Raw genomic sequence first — 19,590 nt, forward strand, 5'->3', positions numbered from 1 at the left:
ACCAGCTGATTATCGCTATTTATATTGATTTAGCTCTAGCTTACCAAGTTCAATCATTTCTTGAACTTGGGTTATATTTGATTGTTTAGCTTTTTTACCGCGTGAAAGCTCGAGTTTAAAATCAGGCTCTATACCAACACCATCAATCGGATTTCCACTGATTACGCGAGTGCTTCGAGAAATACTATATCTGACATCAAACAGACTAGAGGGCAGTGTATGGTCAACTTGGTTGGAAATATCAATGACACCTGCGGTGTTTTGCCCAACTAACACAACATTTGTGCTGTTTTTCACGTTGAGGACAAACTGTTCACACGAGCTGGCACATCGCTCGCTTGTCAAAAGCACAACTAATTTGGGCTTGTTAAATTCGGCTTTTAGTGGTTCAACAGGTTGCAATTGTGCTGGTTTATATAGCGCAAAACCATAAGTAGGTTGTTGTTGCATAAACTTAGTGTGAGCAGATAACAAATGTTCTACATCGTATTTGGCCGCCATGTTTTTGTATGCTTGTATATTTTCTGTGGTCACCAACAGCTCTATACCATCCATATGAATTGGCGAAGTAACGATTAAAGATTGCAAAAGGCCAAATGTTGCGTCTGACCCACCACCATTACTGGTTAAATCGATAATCCAATTGGGTGTTTCGCTTAATAGTTGCCAGTTGTCTGCAAGGATATCGTTAAATTCAGCCTTGAGCAGATGATTAAAACTCGGAATATCAATCAAAAGTGTATCTTTGGATAACAGTTCAACGCTTGGTGCTAATACAGTTTTTATGGTTGCGTTGGTCAAGAATGATAAATAATTATTTGCAGGCTTGGTTTTAGAAACATCTAAATGACCTTTACGATAATGCCTTACATAGCTATGCAATATCTTTAGACAATGATTTTGCTCAATTAATTGTGCAGTGTTGTTAAGTTGTGTACTGGCTGCTTTTTCTAAAAAAGCCGCTGCTTGTACATTTTGTGTGTTGATGATGCCCGCATCATTTTTTTGCAGGTAATTGTGCAGATAAAGCAGATCTTGTTTGCATATAGCTGATTTTAACGGTGGATTATTCGCACAGCCATTAAGGCAGGATATACCGAGTAATATGATGGTAATTAAAATAATTTTTTTCATTCGAATATCCTTATAAAATTTTCCTATTGTAGCAGCTGATAGTTTTGCGGGAGGTTTTAACTAGCCTTGGAGAATGCAAAATGTGGCGGTTATATTAGACTCTTTTGAACCAAGGATTTGGCTTAATTGGATCGAAATAACCAACTATGCAATTTGGATTTACAACACAAAGCTGAATATGATTCCTGTCTCTAAAACCAGCCCCTGAATATAGCTCACCGCCTTCAGGGAACATTCCGCGAACGGAATCGATAAATTCGGGGTGGTTTTGCACCTTACGCAGGTTTTGACCTTTCATATCGGATAGCCCGAGATCAGTTGCAATAGCTTCATTGTTTAACTGCTGAAGTCTAAGAATCACTTTACAATCAAGTTCTCTGACAAAGCTAATATCACCAACACGAATTTTGTTTTTAGGTAGTTGTTGGCCAAGAGCTTCAAACTCAAGACAGAGAATGTCATAGGTATCTTTTACTTTTGATAAGTCTTCTGAGTCTAACAAATCAATACAGTTTCCAAGCTTAATGAAGGCACCGATTACAGCAGGCTCTTTAATTTTTGTGCTTGATTTCGCCCATGCTAGGGCGCGTTCATGACTACCTTCCCAGAAGTACTTCCCGTGTCCAAGCCAATCATAAGTATTTTCACTAGACTCTAGGTGCCCACCTTCTTTGACTACAGAGTTAAATACTTCTCTGTCGCATCCGTGAAAACCTACGACAAGATTAGGGGAAACGTACATTGAGGCTTTAAGCGTTCTTGACTAGGGTTACAACTTGGCCTTTGGCATTCAGAATGCCAGCCGATCTCAGGGATGTTCGAATAGAATCTTTTGTTATTTCAGGTTGCTTCAAAGATTCTGAGTTTAATTTTGCATTCTTTAATGCAACTTTGCGGGCATTTAATGCCGCTTTTATATCAACCATTTGATTGCTCCTAAACGTTTTACAACGTACCTTAAATCATTCTATGCACTATATATCCCAAGGTCAATCTAGTTACAGATACGCGATGTGAAAATAGGCTGAACAAGTTTGTTTAAAGGCAATTATTGCACTGACTATTTTCCACGAAAGCTAAACTTACCCTAATGCCTTGCGTGGTTTTCGGCACTATAGCTGACCCCAAGCCACGCGTGTAATACCTATTCTTTTAAAATGTTCTGTGACTTTGTAAACAGTACTGTGACTTACCATATCGTTGGCAGTTAACACCAGTAGCATCTCATAGTGAGCCATAGTTATGTTTAAATGCGGCCCAAACTCTTGATCTGAAAACTTTTGTAAATCAGTAATCGAGTAGCGAGTATCTTCACTACTAAACGTATTGTCGTTTATGATATGCACGTCGAGCTGAGGAAGTCCCTTGAATGGAAACCTAGTCCATGAACCTTTATACACGCTAATTGCAGGTTCATTTAGGGTTGGTGCTTTTGTTAGGGTTATGAATAAAACGATAAACAAAATAACGGCGATATCAATAAGACCGTTATGGCTATGATCTAAATCCACCGATATGTCACCTCATAATTGAACACACAAATAAGCTTAGCAGAAATACCCTTGTGGGGCTGCTAAGTGCTGATATTTAGCGTGGGATAAAACTTAGTGTTAGAGTCACTTAGCTTTTAAACCTTCGCGATCTATTTGAATTATTCTCATTGTGGCTCTAACAATGTGAAATAAAATGAACAGATTCAAGGCAACAGCTACTAAAGCTATTTCGCCTAGATATAGATAAAACATGGTTCGGGTTATCAAGAAGTAGCCAGTCAAAGCTAAAGAAAATATTATGCTTTTTTTATGCACCGCAAATGCCCCAGACAACAGTATTAAAATATCTATTGCAAGCAGGTATACTGGGATTGGCACAGTCAGAATTCCAGACAAGAATATTGAATTTAAAATTGCAAAAAACGAGAAAAATGCTGCAAAGTAAGTTACATTTTTTCCGCTGTTAATATCCTTTTGAAATTGCTCCATGAATTAAAACTCCTCTTTTTAGTTATTCGCTAAATGCCACAATGCCTTTACCCGTTTGCTCGAAAAAATCGAGTAGAGAATCGTACCCTTCGCTTAGTTTTAAACTATATGCTGCTTCATTTAGCGGGACCACCAGATGAAACTTAATGTATTGAGCACATATTTTTGCATTGGTAGGCAAGTTATCTAACGCCATTGCAGGTATCGTGATTAAAAATGCGACCCAGCCATTCTCATTTAAATACGAACTATCAGTTTTTACTGTGTGCATAGAGCACAAGTGAACAACTTCTATCGTAGATGACCCCCGCCGGTGTGCAATCTAGCAAAATTGCTACTTAAAATAAAAATATATTGAATAGGGGGTATCAATTTACCCTAATAGTCGGCTTATCTTAGTAGCTGGCTCTTGTTGTCTTTGCACTTTGCCTGTGTGACCATTTTGTGCTTTATTAAGGTAACAAGTTGCTGGCAACCTTTCTTTCGGTAGTTTGGATATAAATTAATAAAAATGCCAAAAAGTTCATAAGCAAACTGATTGTTTAGTTATGACCTTGTATTGTATGCCGCCACAATAATTAATAAACAGAGCAAGCCGCAATGCACCTAACCCAATTTAAAAGTTTTGTTTTCTCAATAATTTTAAGCTTCTGTTGTAGTAACTTTGCCTCCGCACAATTACAGGCTAAGCCTGTTTTTCTTTCACAAACAAAAATAACCGAGCAAGCAATGTTTTTTAACGGCAATAAAGTGTCGATTAAATATGAAACCAACAATCCAAACGGATATGACTACGTATATGGCAATGCACTGTCACCGCATGGCGATTGCATTAAAGTGTATAAAGACTATGTGTTTATGACTTGGTACAAAGGCGGTGAAAACAATCGTCATGTAATGTTGTCTCGGCTCAATACCAAAACAGGCAAGCTGAAAACCATACAATTTCCACATAGGCACACAGGTTTTCGCGGCAAATGGTGGTTAGGCGAAACGCACAATACCATTGCTGTGGGTATTAGCCCAAATAATGACTCAATTCATTTGTTGTATGACATGCATCGCAACGGCAGAGTCCCTGCATTTGCCGACGACTATTTGCGTTACTCCTATACTTTGGCTGGTGCAGCGACAGTTGCTGACGAAGATTTTAATTTGAACCTGTTTGTAAACTCCAAAGCGGGTCACTATAAGCATTTAAGCTTTCCTGGTATTGATGATGTTGAAACAACTAAGCTACTAACTTATCCCGCATTTTTTACCGGCGACAATGGCGACTTGTTTATGAAAATGCGTTATGGCTTTTCAGCTAATGGCAAAATGTTATTTGCGCGTTTTGATGGGCAAAAATGGCATGGTTACACAGATTTTAACCGCGTTTTAGCGTCAGAGCATGGCAGTGAATACAACTGGGGTTTATATGGCGATTTTAAATATGTTGGCGGAAAATTTCGTGTCGCTTTTCAGCGTCGTTCAAAAAATAAAACCGATAAATATTTGTACCAAAACGGCATCTATTACGCCTATTCAGATGACCCCGCAGGGATAACTAATTGGAAAACGGCAAACGGTGAACCACTTGCCATTCCCGTAGCAAAGTCAGGATTGATAAAAATTGCAGAGCCAGGCGACTGGGCAAAAACCACTAAAAAAGATCAAGTGTCTATTGTGCATGGTTTTGATTTTGTGGTGACAGATGCAGGTGATGAGCATTTTATTAGCCAAGTGAATGACTTGGAATTCGATAAGGTGATCAATCTGCATACATACCGAAAAGCAGGTGCAAAAGACTTTACAACAGTTGAGTATAATTTAAGTGGCCAGCTGTATACGTCAAACAATGCTGTGTATCTAATCGGCTTAAAAGACGGCCGAGTTAATATAGTTAAAACACAAGGCGGCGAGAATAAGTTTGAACTTATTTACCAACACAATACTGGGCCTAAATTTGATAAAGGCGTGTTGTATGTTGCCAATGGCAAAGTTTATTACTACTTAAAACAAGCTGAAGGTAGTGGTGATACTCGCACCTTATATCTTCAAGTATTTGATCTTTAATAACGAGTTTAACCAATCAATACAAAACAAGGATAACAATGAAAGGTTTGAAAAAATTAGCTATAGCCATGTTGGCTGGAGCGGCATTAGCAGGTGTTGCATCGTGTGGTGTAACACAAAAATCTTCTGAGGCAGTAGCTGCAGAAACCTCAACACCAGAACCTCAATCTGTGATGGATGTCATGGAAAAAGCCGCCAATTGGCAGATTGCCCGTACTCAATATATGCCGCATGTTGGTCGCGCGCAAAAAGGTTCAGAAGCATACGGTCGTTGGATCCAAGGTGCGTTTTATGTTGGTTTAGTTGAACTCGCCGAGCGTTCACCAAACCCATTTTATGAAACATGGATGGGTTATGTGGGCAACGCACATAATTGGAAAATGGGTAAAGTAAAATACTTTGCTGATGATCATGTAATTGGTCAAATGAACCTTTGGTATTACAACCGCCATAAAAACAAAGAAGCGTTAACGCCAGTTAAAGAAACTTTCGACTGGTTAATTGAGCAGAACCCTACAAACAGCTTAGAGTTTATTGCCGGGCGCAATGAAGACAGAGTACATAATTGCCAATGGCGTTGGTGTTGGGCAGATGCATTGTTTATGGGACCACCAACTTTATTTGCATTGTCACAAGCCACGGGTGATGAAAAGTACACTGAATATGCACACAAAGAGTTTCAGGCAACGATAGATTTTTTAATGGATCCCAAAACAGGTTTAGTGTTTCGTGATTCAAGATATTTTGATAAAAAAGGCAAATACGGTGAACAAATTTTCTGGTCACGCGGCTTAGGTTGGGTGTATGCAGGTGTGGTTAATTCTATTGAAGCCTTGCCTGAGAACCATAAATACCGTCCTTATTATGAAGACTTATTCTTAAAGTTAACTACCGCCATTATCAAGCTACAAAAACAAGATGGCTCTTGGCCAATGTCGTTACTTGCTGGTGTGAAAGACAAATATCCAGAGTCTAGCGGTACAGCATTTTACACCTATGGTTTAACTTGGGGTGTAAACCAAGGTTTGTTAGACAAACAAGAATATTTACCAAAAATTTTAAAAGCGTGGAATATTCTAACCTCGTCAGTTCATCCAGATGGTAAATTTGGTTGGGTGCAAGGTGTAAATGATAAACCTGATGTAGTTGCTTATGAAGATTCGCAATTATACGGCGTCGGCGCATTTTTGCTGGCCGGCTCACAAATGTATGATTTAGCCAACAAAGCTAAATAGTTAACCTCGCAATATATTTCATTTAATGCCAGGCATACTTACTGTCTGGCATTTTATTTTTCCTACTTATCCAAACCACACTGCATGCCTACAATCGAAAAATAAATTGGGGTAGTAATTTTCACGCTTAGCCGCTCTTGTTAATAGATTGATCCATAATATAAAAAGAAAGGCCGCAACAATGAAAAAAGCACTAATAACAACAGCAACACTAATAGGTTTAACCGCTTGTGGCGGAGGAGGGGGCGAAGCTAGCTCAGAAGCTCCAGCTGCGAATAAGCCAGCTACTTTTTCTGGTCAATTAAGCGCTTCAGCTACCACAGAAACAAACTCTATTTCCGGCACTGCAATTGTGTCGGATGCTAACAGCGGCGAAGCGCAGTTTCGCTCACAAACAGTTGTAGCGACCCAATATGGAAAATTTACCATTAACGCAAATGGCACATGGTATTTTGAAATTAATAGAATGCAAAGTGATGTAGCTAAGCTGAGTTATGCAACTGAGTCATTAACTGAAAATGTGACTTTGACTTCGCTTGATGGCAGCACTACAACATTGGCGATTAAAATTACCGGCGTTGAAAATTATCCAGCCAGTTTTGCTGGTGACTTAACCGCACAAGTTAATTTAAGCAATGGTGATGCTGCTGGAAAAACGCAGGTGACAGATCCGGATGATGGCGAAGCAGTTTTTCAAACCTCAGCAGAAGCTCAATACGGTAGTTTTACTATTAACCAAGCGGGTGAGTGGAGTTACAGTTTAAATAAAGCACATAACATGTTTTCGTCCTGGACCAGTAAACAAGATAGCACAACTGATCTAATTACCTTGATCTCAGCAGATGGCAGCACTACCGAATTGATGATCACCATTAATGGCGTAGATAAAGCTGTCGACAATGATAATCAGGCACTCATTTTCTTTAATGAAACGCGACTAAAACTATCGAAACAAGCAATTGCGGCTAATAACCAAACCTATGTGGATGCATACCAAGAACTTATCAAATTAGCCGATAAAGAGCTAAACAAAGCGGTAGATCCTGTAACCAATAAAACCTTATTGCCTGCCAGTGGTGATATTCACGATTATTATTCGATAGGCCCTTATTACTGGCCAAATCCAGATACAGACGACGGTTTACCATGGGTGTATCGTGATGGTGAGTACAATAGCAAAACTAATAATGGCCCAGATGCTGACTATAAACGCCGCAATGATATGCTGAACGCGCTAGAAATATTGAACCTCGCCTTCTATTTTTCCGAGGATTTGCGTTACCTAGAAAAAGCCAAAGAAATTGTTAAAACCTGGTTTGTTGACGATGCAACCAAAATGAATCCAAATGTTAATCATGGTAGTGCAGTTCCTGGCAAATCAGACGGCAGTGGATTTGGTATTTTGCAATGGAATAGTATTGGCAACGTTATTACATCAGTGCAGCTTATTGAAAAAAATAACCTTTGGACTGATTCAGACAGCCAAACCATGCAACAATGGTTTGATGATTATTACACTTGGCTAACTACGAGTGAATTGGGCATTTTCGAAAGTACCCGCAGTAATAACCACGGTACAAACTATGACCATCAAGCGCTGGGCTTGCAAATATACCTTGGCAAAATTGCCGATGCTGAAGCACAAATTGATATCACCAAGAGCCGTATCGACTCGCAAATTGCCGCAGACGGTAGCCAGCCTGAAGAGTTAAGACGATCTAAGTCGGTTAATTATACGGTAAATAATTTATGGGCTTTAACCAGAATTGCAGATTTAGGCGCTCGCCATACCAACAATGACTTATGGGCCTACACCAACTCAGACGGTGTTAGTTTAAAAACGGTTTTTGATTTTGTTATCCCATATTTTGACAACCCAACTGCTTGGAAATGGAAGCAAATTACTGGCGGTGGTGTTGAGCCATCGTTACAAAATTTAGCTTTGCCAATGTTTGCAAGAGCAGAGCTGATGTTAGGTAAAGAAATTCTGCCAAGTCATTTAGATGGCACTGACAAATTTACTGCGCTTGAAGTGTTAACTTACGCACCATAAACACAAGCTAGCATAGCCAAGATCGCGACAGGCTACCTCGTAAAACAATTAAAATTTAATTGAGAGATCTTACATGTTTAAAAACTTAAAAACCTTATCATTAGCAGCAATGGCTGGCTTACTTGCAGCTTGCAGTGCAACCAATGATGTAAGTGTTACTCAAAATCAACAAAGTGCAGCCCAGGCTGAAAAACAAAACATTGTTTTGATTATGGTTGATGATTTACGCCCTGTAATAGGTGCCTATGGTGATGCAAAAGCCCATACGCCAAATATGGATGCACTGGCTAAACAAGGTATTACTTTTACTCAAACCTACACTAATGTGCCAGTATGTGGTGCCTCGCGTGCCAGTATGCTCACTGGACTAAGGCCAACAGCAGAGCGTTTTATTGATTATAAAACAATTGCAGAGAAGGATGCTCCGGGCGCGAAATCATTGCCGCAAGTACTCAAAGAGTCTGGTTATTACACCATGGCTATTGGCAAACTATTTCACAACGGCAAAGATTTAGCCGAAGAAAGTTGGAGCGAACCTTTGCAATCTTCAGGTTTGTCACATGCGACTACGCTAAACCCTGAATCTGACAAATATCAAAAAGTTAATAAGAGTAACCCTAGCAAGAAAGGTAAAGGCCCTTGGTATGAAATGGCTGATGTAGCTAATGAAGATTACCCAGACGGTAAGGTTAAACAAAAAGCCTTAGTTGCGCTTGATAAATTATCTAAAAATGAGCAACCGTTTTTCCTTGGGGTTGGCTTTATTCGCCCACACTTGCCGTTTAACGCGCCGACAAAATACTATGATTTACATCCTGAAGAAAAATTTTCGCCGTTTTTCCATCGTCAGCAGCCCAAAGATGCTCCAGACTCGTTAAAAGGATCTGGCGAGATCCGCTCATACCACTTCAAAGACTACGAATATAACAGTGATGCGTTTCATACCGCTTCATTGCGTGGATATTATGCATCCGTCAGCTACATTGATGCTTTAGTCGGCGATATCATGCAGCAATTAGATCATTTAGGCTTGCGTGAAAACACCACTGTTATTCTAACCAGCGACCATGGATTTAATTTAGGCGAGCATAATTTTTGGACCAAACACAATATGTTAGATACGGCGCTGCGCATCCCTATGATAATTTCAGGGCCGACAACAGCGCAAAATCAACAGTCAGATGCTTTGGTTGAATTGATAGATATTTTCCCAACAGTCACTGAATTAGCTAAAGTACAAGCACCAAAAGAGATTGCCGGCGAGAGTTTTGTTGCGGTTTTAAAGCAACCAGCACGTGCGCACAAAACGTATCTTTATAGTCGTTTTAAAGCGGGCGATTCCATCATCAATGATCAGTTCATCTTCACCTCGTATAAAACGGAAACTGGCGAACGTGAAGAAATGATGTTTGATTTGAAAAACGACCCACATGAAACCGTTAATATTGTGCAGCAAGCTAAATATGCACCTATCGCCGCGCAGCTTAGAGCTCGACTAACAGCCTGTATGTCAGCGCAAAACTGTCAAACCCACTAATAAGTAAGCTCTGCTCGCATATGGGCAGAGCCAATTGAAACCGGTCAAATCACGTTAATATCAGATTTTTGGGTGTTGATAAATTTAGATGCCAAGTCAATGAGTTCTCGGTTAGTTCAAGTCTTGCTTTTTTTAGCTCACCCACACACGCATTCTAATTTCCTATCCATTAACTGACTTTGTGGTGTCACAGTTACAGTGCTGTAGGGGATAAATCCACAAAACCAGACTCGCCAAAATAGGGTTAGGCTGCTTGGATTTTTTTCAATTAACGCGTTAAAAGACTCAAGCTCACCAATTTCAATATCGCATGCTTCTTTAAACACATCGTAAACAAACTTCGAGCAAAACAACTTATTAGAATGGTAATTAAAACTCAAATCGTAACAGCCGCCCATGCGCTGCTCGGCAGACTTTTTCAGTTGTTCAATTTGGGCTTGGTTTAAATGTTGTTTTACCCGTTTAATTTCAAACCAATGGTCTTTAGAGCGTGCAACAAAATCATTGAGTGTTGAATATTTAGCAAAAGGTATTTTGCTTTCAGCAACCCACCACTGGTTATGTTTCTTAAATAAAATACCTACGTGGGATGTTTTTGACTTAGTGCCTTTTTGTATTTTTTGGTACAAATAATTTGGGATGGAGGTAAAAATAATATCCCCTTCGCGTAGGTGTTTGGTATCTATATTTACTTGCTGGTTGGCCATTTTGTTATCCTTAATCACCATTAATTGTTGATAACAAAATTGTCCTGCTAAATAACATATATTGATACTTGGTTGCTCTAAGTTGCAAAATGAAATACCTTTGGTGTCAAAATACGTTACCTTGAAGACGTCAAGGCGGGTAGACATGCTGCAAAACCATAAAATTATTGATGCACTGAAGCTCCAGCTCAAACAAAAGGGCATTACCTACAAAATGATTGCCGAGCAATTGCAGCTCAGCGAAGGGTCTATCAAGCGAATTTTCTCTAATTATGATTTCACCTTAGAACGGCTCGAATCAGTCTGTCAGCTTGCAGACCTAGAAATATTCGATTTAGTTGAGCTTGCGAAAGAACAAACCCTGTCGACTGATATACTGAGTTATCAGCATGAAGCCGAGCTAGTATCAGACGTTAAACTGCTCTTAACCGCCCATCTGTTGATCAACAAGTGGACTGTGCATCAAATACTTAATCACTATCAAATCGATAAGTTAACTATGGTGCAATTACTCTGTCGTTTAGACCGCATGGACATTATTGATTATTTGCCCAATGAAAAAGTGCGTTTAAAAGTGAGTAGAAAGTTTGCATGGATTAAAAACGGGCCAATTCAAACGTTTTTTCAACAGCACATTGAAAGCGACTTTTTTAATTGTGATTTCAACTCACCCGGCGAAATTAAGCTGTTTGTATCGGGTATGTTGACTAAATCTTCGAACAGTGAAATGCGGCAAAAAATTAAAAATTTAGCTATGTCGTTTGATGCATTACACAAACAAGATGAACATGAATTATTAGAAAACAAATTTGGCACTAGTTTAGTGATCGCCATGCGACCTTGGGACATTGAACTTTTTCATCAACTGAGAAAGCCTGATACTGATAAGCCTTTTGAATAGTAAAGGTTGGGGAATATCGCAAGCCTAGGGACTTGCGATAGGTTGTGGAACTATTTGGCAGATAGGCCCGGTGCTACATCTTCATAACCTGCACCTTCTGCGTCTGTCATTTTTACTTCGTCTAGATACAAATAATGGTCGTTTTTCATCACACTTAAATCGCCATTAAAATACATACCCCAAGAAGGATAAATGCCTTTGTCGTCGTTGTAGCCAAATTGAATATTGTGTTTGTTTAATACTTTTTTGCCATCTACCCACAGCTCTATAATGCCTGTTTTCGCTTCCGAATAATCCACTTTTACATGCACGACAAAATCAACCCACCTGTCTAAATAAGTCTCTTTTGCACCTGGAATTCGGTAGTATTCAGTGCCTTTTCCTTTACGGGTAAGGCTTTTTTCATCAGGGTCCCATTTCCAGTTGCCTTTTAATCCTTGTTCGTCCATTGTGATACTAAATGGAGGGTTGCGCGAATGCTCTTTTAGGCGTTTATCGGCACTGCCGTGAATTTGGAAAAACAGCCACGGATTTTGTTCGGTTGCTGTACCTTCGCTTGGAAAATAAATGCTGAAACCATACCAAGCTTCAGCACCCATTACTTTTTTGGTTTTAAAGCCATGGAACATAGCTTTGCGATCAACATTATCTATTTTGTTTTTATCGCCGTTATACGCGGCCGGTTTTTTGTGGTGCCACACCAATTTGCCCGAATACTTACCCGCACGGACAATTTTGTCTTCCAACACAAACGAGTGCTCACCTTGGTGTTGATTAAACATAAAGTTTTTGGGCAGATCTGCTTTTAAACCTGGGGTAAAACCTCTAGCGCCAGGTGCATTCCAACCGCCATCTTCAAATGACTCAGATATGATTGAACCATTGATATTTGGCGACGCTACACTGACATTGTTAGCTTGGTTAGTATTGTTGTTTTCGCTTGTTGCACAGCTCGCGCTTAGCAAAACAAGTGCAGGTATTGTGTATTTTAAATTTGGCATATCAAGTCTTTTCCTAAAGGTGCTTACTTTAAAGTTGTGTTTTACTTCTTACAGACAATTGAACCGGACCTATCAAACCTGAGCTTTGACGTGGTTCATTTTCGTCCATAAATACTTGGGTAACGAAAGTCACGCGATCAGATTTTGGTGCTGGTTGGTTGTCAACATACCACTGTGGCATTGGGGTAATTGGATTTTGCCAACGCGCAATTTTAAAACCTGAGGTATCAGGTAACTGGCGATCAGCCAATAAGCGGTTGACCCACAGATTCGCAATTTGGATGGTTAATTTGTTTTTACCCGCTTGTACAAAGTTAGAAATATCAATTGTATATGGTGCATGCCAAGCACTACCTGCTAATTTGTCATTCAGGTAAACATTGGCCGCGACGTTAACTTTACCAAGGTCTAAGAATATTTGTTTGTTATCAGCCAACAACTCGGCTGGCACATCAATGGTTTTTTGATATGTTGCCGTGCCTGAATAATCTTGAATGGTTTGTTCTGGATGTAATTTCCAATCCATTAGTTGTTCAAAGGTAAAGTTTTTATCTAAGCCATAAAACTTATCAAATTCAACCTGCCAAGCACCTGTAATTTCAAGCGCTTCATGCGTTGTTTTAATCACTTGTGGTTGCTGCTGTGCATCTAATACAACGTCTAATTCAGGTTGTGACAATACAAACTCAGGCTTCAGCGCGGTAACGGATGTTGATGATTTTTCAAATACCACAAAAGCCGAATCATAAGCGCCGAGTTTTAGTGGAACACGGGTAATTTGTCCATTGTCTGAAAAAGCACCTAACTGGGTAATATCACCTGTGTCGGCATCCCAAAGCTCAGGTATTTTGCCGCTGATATTAAATCGAGTATCAAAAACTTGTGCTTGTACCGAGTTGTTAAAGATAAAATAAATATCATATTGCGCAGAGCGGCGGTGGGTGAAATAGAATTTTTTTGCGTTTGTTATAGCTAAATCTAATGGCCAGTTTTGGTCGTTGTAAATCTTTTGCCAATCAATTTTACTGGTTTTTGCGATTTCATGAGTTGGAAATACCCCCGTATGACCATGACTGGTTTTTGCTTTGGTCGAAATATTATAAGTGGTTGGTTGCGACCAAATATAATCGACCATCATTTTCAGTTCTTGCCTTTGTTGTTCTGAAACAAATCGTCCTGCTAACTGCTCTACAGGTGTACCAACAATCACTGCCCCTTGCTGAGCTAGTTGATAAATTTTTTGCAGCGATTTAAGGGTTAAGGTTTGATGATTATTTAATACTAAGATTTTGTATTGGCTACCGTGCGGCAGGGTGATTTTGCCATCTTCAACACTCAGCTGTTGTAAAACTTCGCTATTTAAACAATCGTAATTAATATTTAACGGCAGTACAGCACTGATTGGATCTTTTTCAGGGCAGGTAGTCGGTGTGGCATCGCCTAAAAACCATAATACATCGGCAACGCTATGACCTGTGCGCAATAATTGTTGTCCACGGGCGACATATTTAAACCAAGGTTTGCCAGCAACCGTCCACCAAGTTTGCGTTCTATCCATGTGCGCGCCCCAGCGGTTCATGGTCATACCTGGCATTACATGAGTATTAGCTTGGTGGGCAAAACGGTGAAATACATGCTGATTTACGCCAAGCGCCCAGCTTTTATCACTATCTGCTTTACCTTCGGCTGGATGAAATAACCAGTTATTACGTGGAAATTGGGTAAAAGCTTCGGCTGCAACAATTGGTTTGTTATAAATATGCGCGGCAGATGCTGACGCTGAAAGTCTAAAGTTATTGTTATCAAGCCAGAATTCACCCATAGGTAAATCAGCTTTGCTGGCGACATCTAATTCATTAAATGACCCAGAGCCGTAGGGTTCTAAATAGGTTTTAATGCCATCTTGGTGCGCTAGCTCGCGAAAATAGCCATAATAATTTTCCGTGATTAATTTATTGTTTAAATCACGAGTGTCCCATAAAACGGCTTCTGCTACGGTTGGCGATTCGACAAATTTACCCGCAAATAATGGTAAAAATGGCACCAGATCATAACCAAATTGCGCTTGGAATAGTTGTTCGTAATTGTGTGTCCAGTTTTGCGCGCCAACTTCATAACTGTCAATTTCGATAGAATATAACGCGTTTGGCGCGACGACTTTTAGTTTATTAATCACGTTAGTGATATAGGCATCATAATGGCTTTTAAACGCAGCTTTACTGAACTTATCAACTTCTAAACCTGTACCTTCTTGCGAAGCTGGAATGTTAACTGCACCTGTTGAGGTATAACCAAAACGCATAATGGTCCATTTGCCAGCGGGTAAGGTCGTGGTTAATTGTCCGTCAGTGTTTAAGTTAGCGGTTAAGTTAATGACTGATTCTGGGTCTATGACTAATTCAGCCGAGGGCTTGCCAATATCTTCAAATTCTTGGTAATCACTACGGCTTGCTGCGGTGCGGCCTGAAAAATTATCCAGCGATGGCGTTGACGATAAACGCAGCTCTTTGAAGTGCATCACTTTATCACTCACTAAACGAAAATGTTTGGCGGTGTAACCAGCAAAAGCTTCATCAAACGCATAAGTTGATTTACCTGGGCGTCTTAACGTTAGGCTATCAACTTGTTTGAAATTTTTACCATCATCAGAAATGTGCAATGAAACATTCAATCCGCGGCCGCTGTGCAGCAGCATATCTATCAGCCTAAGTGTGTAGGGTTGTTCATAAGAAAATTGCAGCCATCCAGGTTGCTCGTTATTAGGGGTAACACTGCTGTAATCGGTTAAAATATTGTTTTGCACAATATGCGCATCAAAATTAGCATCAGACGAGGTTATCTTGGGCTTGACGGTGAAATCGGTTATTTCAGTTGCCAGCGATGGGTAGGCGATCACGGCAATATCTTGATAATAATCTAACATAGTCGCGGGTTGCGCCAACTTGATGTTGATATTACCACCGTCAACAATGGTTTCATTGTAGGTGATTTGTTTCATCGAGTGCTCAGGTGTGATCCAAGGGCCACCACTTGATGTCCAACCATCACAATTGTGCATACCAAATGACAAACCTAACCGTTGTGATTCAGCTGCTAAATGCCCAATTAAATCAATATGTTCAGTAGAATTAAACTTTACCTTACCAAGCGGAATACCTTGTGTGACATTAAAGAGCATGGTGCCACCAAGGCCAGCTTCAGCAATTGCTTCTAAATCTTTGGTTAAACCGGCTTTGGACATATTGCCGCTCATAGCATGTAACCAAGTAAGTGGTTTGGCTTCATGTGGTGGGTGTATAAAGCTTGTAGCTAAACTTTGTTGCGCCCCTTGGACGACAGGCAACGGTTCAGCCGTTACATCTTGCTGCTGCGCAATATCTTGCTCAGCACAAGCGGTTATGCCTCCTAAAGTAAGGCCCGACAGTAGTAAAATACTGGTGAATTTTAGTTGTTTTTGCCAGTACTGCATGCTTGTTTCCTTGGGTATATATCTTATAAAGTAGAATCGCCAAATTCGGAAATTGATACCCTAAAGTGAAAAAATACCTTGCCCATTAATTCCAGCGCACTTGATATTTTTGCACTGTAAATGAAGGTAGTTGATTATGTATTTTTATCAACGAGCCTTTTCCTGATCCGGCTTGAAGCTCTGAGTTTACTTGCTGCTCTGCAATTGCTTTCGTTTTTGCTTCTTGCCATTCACTCCACTTTAGCTGATTGATTTTTCCATATTTAGCTTTTGATAGATTAAATACCTTTAAACCTGTTTCATTCAGTGCATGAGTTGCCGAAGCTGTAGGGTGGGCATCGTCTTTACGCCAACCACCTTGGCTTTCTAATATATTTGCTTTGGGAAACTCGGCAAAAAATAGTTGGTCGATGCTACTGGATTGATCAATTTGCGCCACTCGATAGCTAAATCGGGTACCTGCTGGTTTGTTTGTTGTTAACTCAAGCGCAATTGGCTCTGGCTTTTGATAGCTCATGTCTTGTTTATTAAAGTTAAAGGTGAGAATGTCGAAACCTGAGTTGTCAGCTTTTTGGCTAAAAATACCATCAACAATATTACCTTCAATATTGGTTGCACCGCTTATGGAATTTTTATACAGCTTATTACCTAACATGCCGTGCAGCGCCAATTGTGTCATGGCTTCTGGGCTATATGAACCCGCACTCATGTTGCCCCATTGAAATACTTCTTGAACATTATTTTCCAACAGCATTTTCGATAACATGGCAAAAAACGCTGAGTTGTGTGAGGTCGCAACACTAACAAAACCAGCACGCAGCATTTTTACAATAAATTTGTATTCGTGAATTTCAAAACTCGCATTGGCGTTGTAATCAGGGTGCTCCAATATGGGCGCAATTTGTGTTTGATAAACGTCGTGCATATCCATTTCGTGCGGGTGGGTGATATGCGGGTAGTAGGATATGGCCAAAAAGTCGTATGGCACTTGGTTTTGTTTTGCCCACTCTACAAAATAAGGTGCGTAAGCATCTTCTTTATTGCCTGTGTAGTCGACATATTGGCTTTTATGTGTCGCTTCTCTAAAGTGTGCGCCAACAATTGCGTTTGGCAAAACGGCTTTTACTGCATCAACAGTGTTTTTATAGTGGTCAAAAAATTGCTGGCGAGTGGCTGCCCAATGTTGAGGGCGTGTGTCTATTTCTGAACCGATGCGAAAACGCCAAGTTAACACCGTTTCTTGGCCGTATTTAGCCACTAAATGTTGGATAAATGCTTGAATGTAATCATTCCAAGCTTGGGCATTGTTGGGTGGTAAACCATTGCCATAAACACCAACTCGGTCTTTTGCTAAATAATTTTTACCGTCTGGCTCAGTAACAAATTTATAGCCGCGCTGAAATGCCCAAGGTGGGTTGTCTAACACTATTTGAAAAATATCCCAGTCATTGTCGAGCCAGCTATCAATACGCTGGGTAGCCGCTGCAAAGTTATAAGTGTATTTTTCACCATTCCAAAGGTAGGTATCACCAGTTAAATCTTGGTTGTACCAACCGCCTAACATACGCACAGTATTCACTTTGGCTTTGCGGCCAAAAGTCGCGGGTTTACCTTTGGGGTTACCACGCTCGGTTCGCACGGCTACGTCAAAAAAGTCGTAAATTGTGCCAACTTGTTCGCTGCTTTTGTCACTGTTGCTGCTAAAGTCGGCGGATAAAATGATTGAAGCTTCTAGCGCATTGCTGTTCGTTGTGTTTTGTGAATTGTGTGATGGTGCGCTGCAACCAATTACTGTGGTACACAATAACAAGGGTAGTCGCAGCGTTTTAATTAACTTGTTAAACATATTTTACGATGTCTTAATTATTAATTGTTTTTAACGTGACGTTTTTCATAAAACGACGGTGCATCAAGCGGAAACTTTGCATGCAACAAAGTTTTGAGTTTTTGTTCAATTGTTTGATATTGCGAATGGCCCGACACATTAGCTTTGGCCACATCACTGCTTACATGATCGAATAGTTCTGTGAACTTTATTTGTTGTGTGGCTGCGTCGCGCCATTCGGTATATCGCCACTCGCCGTCAGTCACTGTTACCCCCATAGTTTTTCCACGATTAAATAAGCTATAGGCGGCTGGTTTAAATGGCATGTCTGGTGAATCTAATAACGTCAGCAAACTTTCGCCGTCTACTTTTGGCATAGTTAAACCTGCAGCTTGGGCAATAGTTGGGAATACATCAACATTTTCAACCAGGGCGCTTGAAGTTACACCTGCTTGGCGGTTTTTGTGCGATAACTCGCGGCTAATAATTAACGGGACACGTGTGTCTAATTCCATATTGGTGTGTTTGTTCCATGCGCCATATTCACCCAGTTTGTAGCCGTGATCGCTCATAAACACTACCATGGTATTTTCGCGCAGGCCCATTTCATCCAATGTTTTCATTACTCGGCCAACTTGCGCATCCATATAACTCACTGTTGCGTAGTAGGCATGGATCAGGGTTTTAGTTAATTGATCATCCACATCACCTTCTTTTGGTATGCCGCCATACATACGTAGTTCACCCCATTTGGTTAAGGCTAATCGGTACATATCGTCTGGTTTTTTGCGGCTTGGTACAGAAAACTGCTCCCTGTCATACATATCCCAATATTTTTTAGGCGCGTTGAAGGGTAAGTGAGGTTTGCTAAAACCAACAAACATTAAAAACTTGTCGTCTTTCAATTGTTTTAAAGTATTGATTGCATCAGTAGCAACTTTGCCGTCTTTGTAAAACTCATCGTCTACTTCGCCTGCTTCGTAGGCGAATTTCTTTTCAGCATTGCCCGCAATTGCATAAAAGTTATCGAGCTTTTTGATGTGGGTTGACCAGTTTTCTTGATCATCTGTCACGCTGTGATAAACCTTGCCAATGCTGATAGTTTGATAGCCGTTTTGTTTAAATAACTGCGGCATTGAAACTACATCGGGTTGATTAGGGCGCAAGCGACCGTTTTGCCAAATGGTATATAAGCCGGTTGTTTCTGGGCGCAAACCTGTCATAAAACTTACGCGCGAAGGCCCACAAATAGCTTGTTGGGCGTAAGCGTGAGTAAACTTAACCCCTTCGCCGGCTAATTTATCAATGTTTGGGCTAATAACCTGTTTATGGCCATAAGTGCCAAGATCCGCGCGCAGGTCATCTATCATAAATACCAATACGTTGAGTGGCACTTTATTCTCTTTTTTGACAGTAGCTTGCTGAGAGTTTTGTGTCGTACAAGCGCTTAAAACAATAATTAGCAGGGCGGTTAAACAGAAATTTTTGGTCATTTTCCACTCAAATAATTTTTACAAAGTTGTGACGGTTAAAATAGTTTTACCAAGAATAGTCAACTACTAGGATAGATTGATACCTTAAATTGTATATTATTGCGTTTTGGTGAGTATTTTTGCGTTTTTTTTTGGTTTTTTTGAGTGTTAGACTGTTTTTTTGTTGCTAGATGTTGTTATTTTGTTATATTGGTA

General features: G+C 40.1%; 16 protein-coding genes. 5 read left to right on the forward strand and 11 right to left on the reverse strand.

Annotated features, from left to right (window positions below; all coding sequences use genetic code 11):
- Positions 1-15: 15 nt before the first annotated feature.
- The 6 genes from WSC_RS0119985 to WSC_RS0120010 all read right to left on the reverse strand — a co-directional run bounded on the left by WSC_RS0119985 (position 16) and on the right by WSC_RS0120010 (position 3,387).
- Positions 16-1,134, reverse strand: a complete 1,119-nt coding sequence (locus tag WSC_RS0119985) for a S41 family peptidase (RefSeq protein WP_016957736.1) — start codon at positions 1,132-1,134, stop codon at positions 16-18.
- Between the two features lie 94 nt (positions 1,135-1,228).
- Positions 1,229-1,876 carry a hypothetical protein gene (locus WSC_RS0119990; protein ID WP_016957737.1) on the reverse strand — a complete coding sequence of 216 codons (648 nt, stop codon included), beginning with the start codon at positions 1,874-1,876 and terminating at the stop codon, positions 1,229-1,231.
- A 7-nt stretch (positions 1,877-1,883) separates the two neighbouring features.
- Positions 1,884-2,060: a hypothetical protein gene (locus WSC_RS24950; RefSeq protein ID WP_016957738.1), complete on the reverse strand. Its 177-nt coding sequence runs from the start codon at positions 2,058-2,060 to the stop codon at positions 1,884-1,886.
- Positions 2,061-2,246: 186 nt separating this feature from the next.
- Complete coding sequence (locus tag WSC_RS0120000; RefSeq protein ID WP_016957739.1) at positions 2,247-2,645, reverse strand: hypothetical protein; 399 nt, start codon at positions 2,643-2,645, stop codon at positions 2,247-2,249.
- 105 nt (positions 2,646-2,750) lie between these two features.
- A complete protein-coding gene (locus WSC_RS0120005) occupies positions 2,751-3,116 on the reverse strand; it encodes a hypothetical protein (RefSeq protein WP_016957740.1) in 366 nt (121 codons plus the stop codon).
- 22 nt (positions 3,117-3,138) lie between these two features.
- The gene (locus WSC_RS0120010; protein ID WP_016957741.1) at positions 3,139-3,387 is read right to left on the reverse strand and encodes a hypothetical protein; all 249 of its coding nucleotides are present in this window, start codon (positions 3,385-3,387) and stop codon (positions 3,139-3,141) included.
- Positions 3,388-3,866: 479 nt separating this feature from the next.
- Between WSC_RS0120010 and WSC_RS0120015 the strand changes: the two genes are divergently transcribed.
- The 4 genes from WSC_RS0120015 (at position 3,867) to WSC_RS0120030 (ending at position 9,999) form a co-directional block, all read left to right on the forward strand.
- Entirely contained in the window at positions 3,867-5,174 is a 1,308-nt protein-coding gene (locus tag WSC_RS0120015; RefSeq protein WP_237716339.1) for a BNR-4 repeat-containing protein, read from the forward strand.
- A gap of 38 nt (positions 5,175-5,212) precedes the next feature.
- Entirely contained in the window at positions 5,213-6,409 is a 1,197-nt protein-coding gene (locus tag WSC_RS0120020; RefSeq protein WP_016957743.1) for a glycoside hydrolase family 88/105 protein, read from the forward strand.
- A 181-nt stretch (positions 6,410-6,590) separates the two neighbouring features.
- Positions 6,591-8,462 carry an alginate lyase family protein gene (locus WSC_RS24505; protein WP_016957744.1) on the forward strand — a complete coding sequence of 624 codons (1,872 nt, stop codon included), beginning with the start codon at positions 6,591-6,593 and terminating at the stop codon, positions 8,460-8,462.
- A gap of 73 nt (positions 8,463-8,535) precedes the next feature.
- On the forward strand, positions 8,536-9,999 hold the full coding sequence (locus WSC_RS0120030; RefSeq protein WP_016957745.1) for a sulfatase: 1,464 nt from the start codon (positions 8,536-8,538) through the stop codon (positions 9,997-9,999).
- 137 nt (positions 10,000-10,136) lie between these two features.
- Here the strand turns inward: WSC_RS0120030 and WSC_RS0120035 are convergent, their stop codons facing one another.
- Positions 10,137-10,853, reverse strand: a complete 717-nt coding sequence (locus tag WSC_RS0120035; protein ID WP_016957746.1) for a YiiX/YebB-like N1pC/P60 family cysteine hydrolase — start codon at positions 10,851-10,853, stop codon at positions 10,137-10,139.
- Here WSC_RS0120035 and WSC_RS0120040 point away from each other — a divergent pair.
- Positions 10,852-11,607, forward strand: coding sequence for a helix-turn-helix domain-containing protein (locus tag WSC_RS0120040; protein ID WP_016957747.1), 756 nt, complete (start codon positions 10,852-10,854; stop codon positions 11,605-11,607). The genes WSC_RS0120035 and WSC_RS0120040 overlap by 2 nt on opposite strands.
- 50 nt (positions 11,608-11,657) lie before the next feature.
- Here the strand turns inward: WSC_RS0120040 and WSC_RS0120045 are convergent, their stop codons facing one another.
- From WSC_RS0120045 to WSC_RS0120060, 4 genes are all read right to left on the reverse strand, one after another.
- The gene (locus tag WSC_RS0120045) at positions 11,658-12,608 is read right to left on the reverse strand and encodes a heparin lyase I family protein (RefSeq protein ID WP_016957748.1); all 951 of its coding nucleotides are present in this window, start codon (positions 12,606-12,608) and stop codon (positions 11,658-11,660) included.
- Positions 12,609-12,636: 28 nt separating this feature from the next.
- Complete coding sequence (locus tag WSC_RS0120050) at positions 12,637-16,077, reverse strand: glycosyl hydrolase (protein ID WP_016957749.1); 3,441 nt, start codon at positions 16,075-16,077, stop codon at positions 12,637-12,639.
- Positions 16,078-16,162: 85 nt separating this feature from the next.
- Positions 16,163-17,923, reverse strand: coding sequence for a GH39 family glycosyl hydrolase (locus WSC_RS0120055; RefSeq protein WP_016957750.1), 1,761 nt, complete (start codon positions 17,921-17,923; stop codon positions 16,163-16,165).
- A gap of 20 nt (positions 17,924-17,943) precedes the next feature.
- On the reverse strand, positions 17,944-19,395 hold the full coding sequence (locus WSC_RS0120060) for a sulfatase (RefSeq protein WP_016957751.1): 1,452 nt from the start codon (positions 19,393-19,395) through the stop codon (positions 17,944-17,946).
- Between the last annotated feature and the right edge of the window lie 195 nt (positions 19,396-19,590).

Source organism: Catenovulum agarivorans YM01 (genome assembly GCF_000281085.1).
GTDB lineage: Bacteria > Pseudomonadota > Gammaproteobacteria > Enterobacterales > Alteromonadaceae > Catenovulum > Catenovulum agarivorans.